General features: G+C 38.8%; 4 protein-coding genes. 3 read left to right on the top strand and 1 reads right to left on the bottom strand.

Annotated features, from left to right (window positions below; all coding sequences use genetic code 11):
- Positions 1–204 precede the first annotated feature (204 nt).
- Positions 205–2,526, top strand: coding sequence for a glycoside hydrolase domain-containing protein (locus P0108_RS07020; RefSeq protein ID WP_103014064.1), 2,322 nt, complete (start codon positions 205–207; stop codon positions 2,524–2,526).
- 72 nt (positions 2,527–2,598) lie between these two features.
- Here P0108_RS07020 and P0108_RS07015 read toward each other — a convergent pair whose 3' ends face one another.
- Positions 2,599–2,997, bottom strand: a complete 399-nt coding sequence (locus tag P0108_RS07015; protein ID WP_032842297.1) for a hypothetical protein — start codon at positions 2,995–2,997, stop codon at positions 2,599–2,601.
- Between the two features lie 73 nt (positions 2,998–3,070).
- Here P0108_RS07015 and P0108_RS07010 point away from each other — a divergent pair, with 73 nt between their 5' ends.
- Both P0108_RS07010 and P0108_RS07005 read left to right on the top strand, forming a co-directional pair.
- Positions 3,071–3,430 carry an HNH endonuclease gene (locus P0108_RS07010; RefSeq protein WP_415693515.1) on the top strand — a complete coding sequence of 120 codons (360 nt, stop codon included), beginning with the start codon at positions 3,071–3,073 and terminating at the stop codon, positions 3,428–3,430.
- Positions 3,431–3,589: 159 nt separating this feature from the next.
- Positions 3,590–4,141, top strand: coding sequence for a P27 family phage terminase small subunit (locus P0108_RS07005; protein WP_473730925.1), 552 nt, complete (start codon positions 3,590–3,592; stop codon positions 4,139–4,141).
- The last annotated feature ends 42 nt before the right edge of the window (positions 4,142–4,183 follow it).

Below are 4,183 nucleotides of genomic sequence, written 5' to 3'. Positions count from 1 at the left end.
AAGAGGGCATGGGAAAGCGTTAGAGCACATAGTTTTACCAGATAATCTAATCCAAATCTGAAAAAATGGTACGGTTTGGTACGCTCTGATACGAGATGTTACAGCCTTCTATATGGTAGTATATAGTTAGCAAAAACTGTAAATACTAAGCCTTGAAAGAGTAATCTTTCAGGGCTTTTTTCATGCCTAAAAGGAGGGCACAACATGGATCAGATGGTATTGCAAACACAGCAATGGTTAAACAAAACCTATGGTGATAAGCCTGGGTTTGGTTCAGTTATTACTGATGGGAATACTGGTTGGGATACAATTAATGGGCTTATTCGTGCTTTGCAGATTGAGCTTGGTATAACAGCAACAGCAAATAATTTTGGTGCTGGTACAACACGGAAATTTAACGAACGTTATCCGCACGGTGTTAAACAACAAGATGATAGTGATGAGTCGAAAAGTAATGTTTACTCTATTATTCAGGGTGCTTTATGGTGTAAGGGTTATTCGACAAGTAATAATATTACGCAACACTTTTATAGTGGAACGGGGCGTGCTGTTAAAGAGTTGAAGAATGATATGGGTATTGGTGGTGATTCTACAGTCACAATTGATGTAATGAAAGCTCTTCTTTCTATGCAACAGTTTGTTTTACTAAATCGTTACGGTGGTACTGGCGTTGTTAGAATTATTCAACAAACTGTTAATCGAACCTATAAGGATTATACTGGTATCATTCCTTGTGACGGCTTGTATGGTCGAGAAATGAACACTGCACTTATTCAGATTTTACAGTCGTTAGAGGGTTATTCGCCTGATGATGCCACGGGCAATTTTGGACATGGTACACGACGTAATTTGAAAACTATTAGCAGGCAAAACGCTTCTTCCTATGGTAAGTGGGTGTGGTTAGCAAAAGCTGTACTTAATTGTATTAGATATGATTGTCTTCAAAATGAGAATTGGGATGATGATTTTGCTGAGCAACTCACCAAATTCCAGAAAGACTATAAGCTTCCAGTCAGCGGAGCACTTGATGTTAACACGTGGATGTCATTGTTAACTAGTAAAGGCAATCCAGACAGAAAAGCAAAAGCATGCGACACACGTTTTGAAATTACTTCGGAATTACTCAATACTCTTAAACGTGATGGATATGAAATTGTTGGACGTTATTTAACAGGTGGCTCGTTTAAAGAAATCCGTGAAGGTGAGCTGAAACGTATTGTTGACGGAGGCTTGAAATATTTCCCTATTTTCCAAGAAAATGGTCGTAACCTTAGCGACTTTACGTATCAAAAAGGTCTTGAACACGGTAAGAAAGCTAGTGAAGCAGCATTATCTAAAGGCGTACCAGCAACAGTAATCTATTTTGCGGTAGACATGGATATTTATGATTATCAGATTGATAGTAACATTATTCCTTATTTTAAAGGTATTAATGAAACTATTGATTCTCGTTACTCAGTGGGCATTTATGCGTCACGTAATGTGTGTACAAGGATATCTAATGTAGGGTTGTCTGTTTCTAGTTTCGTATCAGATATGTCTACTGGTTTTAGTGGCAATCTGGGATTCCCAATTCCTAAAAACTGGAACTATGATCAATTCCATGAAATCTCAGGATATGGCGGTAAATGGGACTTAGACAAAGTTGCTTACAATGGGAAAATACCAGCCTGTAATAGTGTGCTATCATCTCAGAAATATCAGCAAGACGAAACTCAATTTATTAAATGGGTGACTACAACAGAAAAAGAGTGTTTGAAAGCGTTTGAAGGTATTTTTAACCCATTGATTGCATATCGATTTGCGGTTGGCCAATATATTCTTGAATACCTGCGAAAACCAGAATATTGGGGTGACAAATACTTTGGATTGTGGAGGCTTTACACTCCAGAACCTAATATCGACAAAAACGATATGGAGTCTCGGTCTGTATGTCATGCTGTATGTTCAAAACAGCCTTCTATTAAGGACAAAGTATCAACTATAGATATTGCTCATATGGCTGCTACTGCCTTAGGCTATATTTGCTGGGGAATACCAGAAAATAAAGGTGATTACAGCTTAGGTGATTTAGGTGGATGGTCGTTAGATTTACTACAAATGTTTGGAAATTATAGGAGGGTTGCCAAAGATCAAGATTTATCGGAGTGGTTAAAGGAGCATTTGGGTAGCAAAACTGATGGACAAGGATTTGGTTACGATGACGTGGTTGCAGACGCAGATGCCTATCTCATTGTTTCTTCCATGAAGAAAGATAATAGTGATACAAGGTTTTCAAAATCTATATCACAGCTATATCAGCATAGTAAGCGTGAAAGAATCAAGATGTTTTATCAAGAACGATTTAATTCGTCTAAAGATAATGTCATTAGTGCCTTCAAGAAACTAGCTGATGGTATAGATTTTGGCCCGTTAAAAAATGTAAATAAAGACCTTTTGAAACAAGCTGCTAAAACTGATGTTTTGCCTACGGTGACGGAAGCCAAGATATTAGGTCAAATGTATGCGGAGTTTATGGCAAGCTAATTATCATATTTCTATAGGCAGAAGGAGTTCATAGCATTTTAATGCTGTGAACTCCTTCTTATTTTGAGTTACTTATTGCGGAGTATTAAAATCAACAACTAAAACTAGGAAGGAAAAGAAAGCAAATAATAAGGAGAAGGCAATTATGAGCAGTGTGAAAATGACTGCTACTACTTTTAATGAGATAAGTATGATCTTTATATATATTGGCTTGTTAGTTTGAGGCAGTTTCTTTGTTGATGTAGCGGTAACGATTTTAAGAACTAGTGATATGCCTAAAAGAAGATAGCCTATACAGCAAATGGATAGCGTTAGCGTATTGGATAGGTTAATTTGCTCTGTAGTTGTAGGCTTATGGACTGAGTATATGGGAAGAAAATGCGTAATGTTTCTTTCTTCTAAAATCACTAAAAGTAATGAGAAAACGCCTAATGCCCAAAGGATATTTGCTACGGTTTTACATTTTTTCATAACAACTACCTGTAAACTATTTTATTTTAACAATTGTATCACAAGTGTAAGCTTCCCGAAGGGAGGATGAGTCTTGCCAAGAAAACCTAAAAGACCGTGTTCTTATCAAGGCTGTCCGAACCTAACTGACGGCAGGTTTTGTGAGGAACACTTAAAACAAGAGAACAGACGATACGAAAAATACGAGCGTTCTTATGATGCTCACAAGCGTTACGGCAGAGCATGGCAGAAAGTCAGGGACTCTTATGTGAAAGAGCATCCTTTCTGTGAGCTTTGCTTTAAGAACCATATGCTTGTACCTGTTGAGCAGGTTCATCATATTAAACCGATTGCTGAAGGCGGAACGCATGAGAGGAATAATCTTATTTCTCTATGCAAATCCTGTCATTCTAAAATTCACGCTAAGCGTGGAGATCGCTGGCATAACAAATAACCCACCCCCTAGGGGGGTTTAAATCTCTACGAGCCTACCCCATGGGGAACGGGCGCAGGGTCTCGCGTGCAAAAACAGCGTATTCAAAAGGGTAATAGGCAAAATCAAACACAAAAATTTTTTAATAGTTAAAACTCACGTGGGAAGGAGGCGAAAAGTTTGCCTACAAAATCAAATAATATCGGCGGTCGTGGCGGCAGACGCGTAGGTGCCGGGCGGAAAAAGAAAGCGGTTGTTGAAAAAGCGAGTGAAGGAAACCCCGGTGGCAGGCCTTTAAGCATTCTTGATATTCCGGAGCTTGAAGGTGCTGAAATGCCTCAGCCTCACGAGTTTTTATCCGCCACGCAAAAAGACGGTACTCAGCTTCAGGCTAAAGAAATTTATGCTGAAACGTGGAAGTGGCTAAAAGACATTGGTGTTAGCAGTAAAGTGCCATCTCCTCTTATTGAACGGTATGCAATGAGCTGTGCTCGTTGGATTCAATGCGAGGAAGTAACCAGTAAACTCGGGTTTCTTTCCAAGCATCCAACCACGGGTAAACCGATACCATCGCCTTTTATCAACATTGGTATTAACTACATGAATCAGGCGGTCAGGCTTTGGAATGAGATTTTCCAAATTGTGAAAGAAAACTGTTCGACTGAGTTTGATGGCGTTTCACCTCAAAACGATTTAATGGAACGCCTGCTTTTAACACGTAAAAACATATAAGGAGAAAAAATTATGATAGAAAAAGTAAATCCAAGTCACCCG

This window comes from Gardnerella sp. c10Ua_244 (genome assembly GCF_055818055.1).
The sequence above is the reverse complement of the archived record's forward strand: the minus strand, read 5'-3'. Positions and strand labels throughout refer to the sequence as shown.

Excerpts from the sequence above, each read along its gene's own strand:
- P0108_RS07020 (WP_103014064.1), top strand. The coding sequence starts at position 205 with ATGGATCAGATGGTATTGCAAACACAGCAATGGTTAAACAAAACCTAT.
- P0108_RS07015 (WP_032842297.1), bottom strand. The coding sequence starts at position 2,997 with ATGAAAAAATGTAAAACCGTAGCAAATATCCTTTGGGCATTAGGCGTT.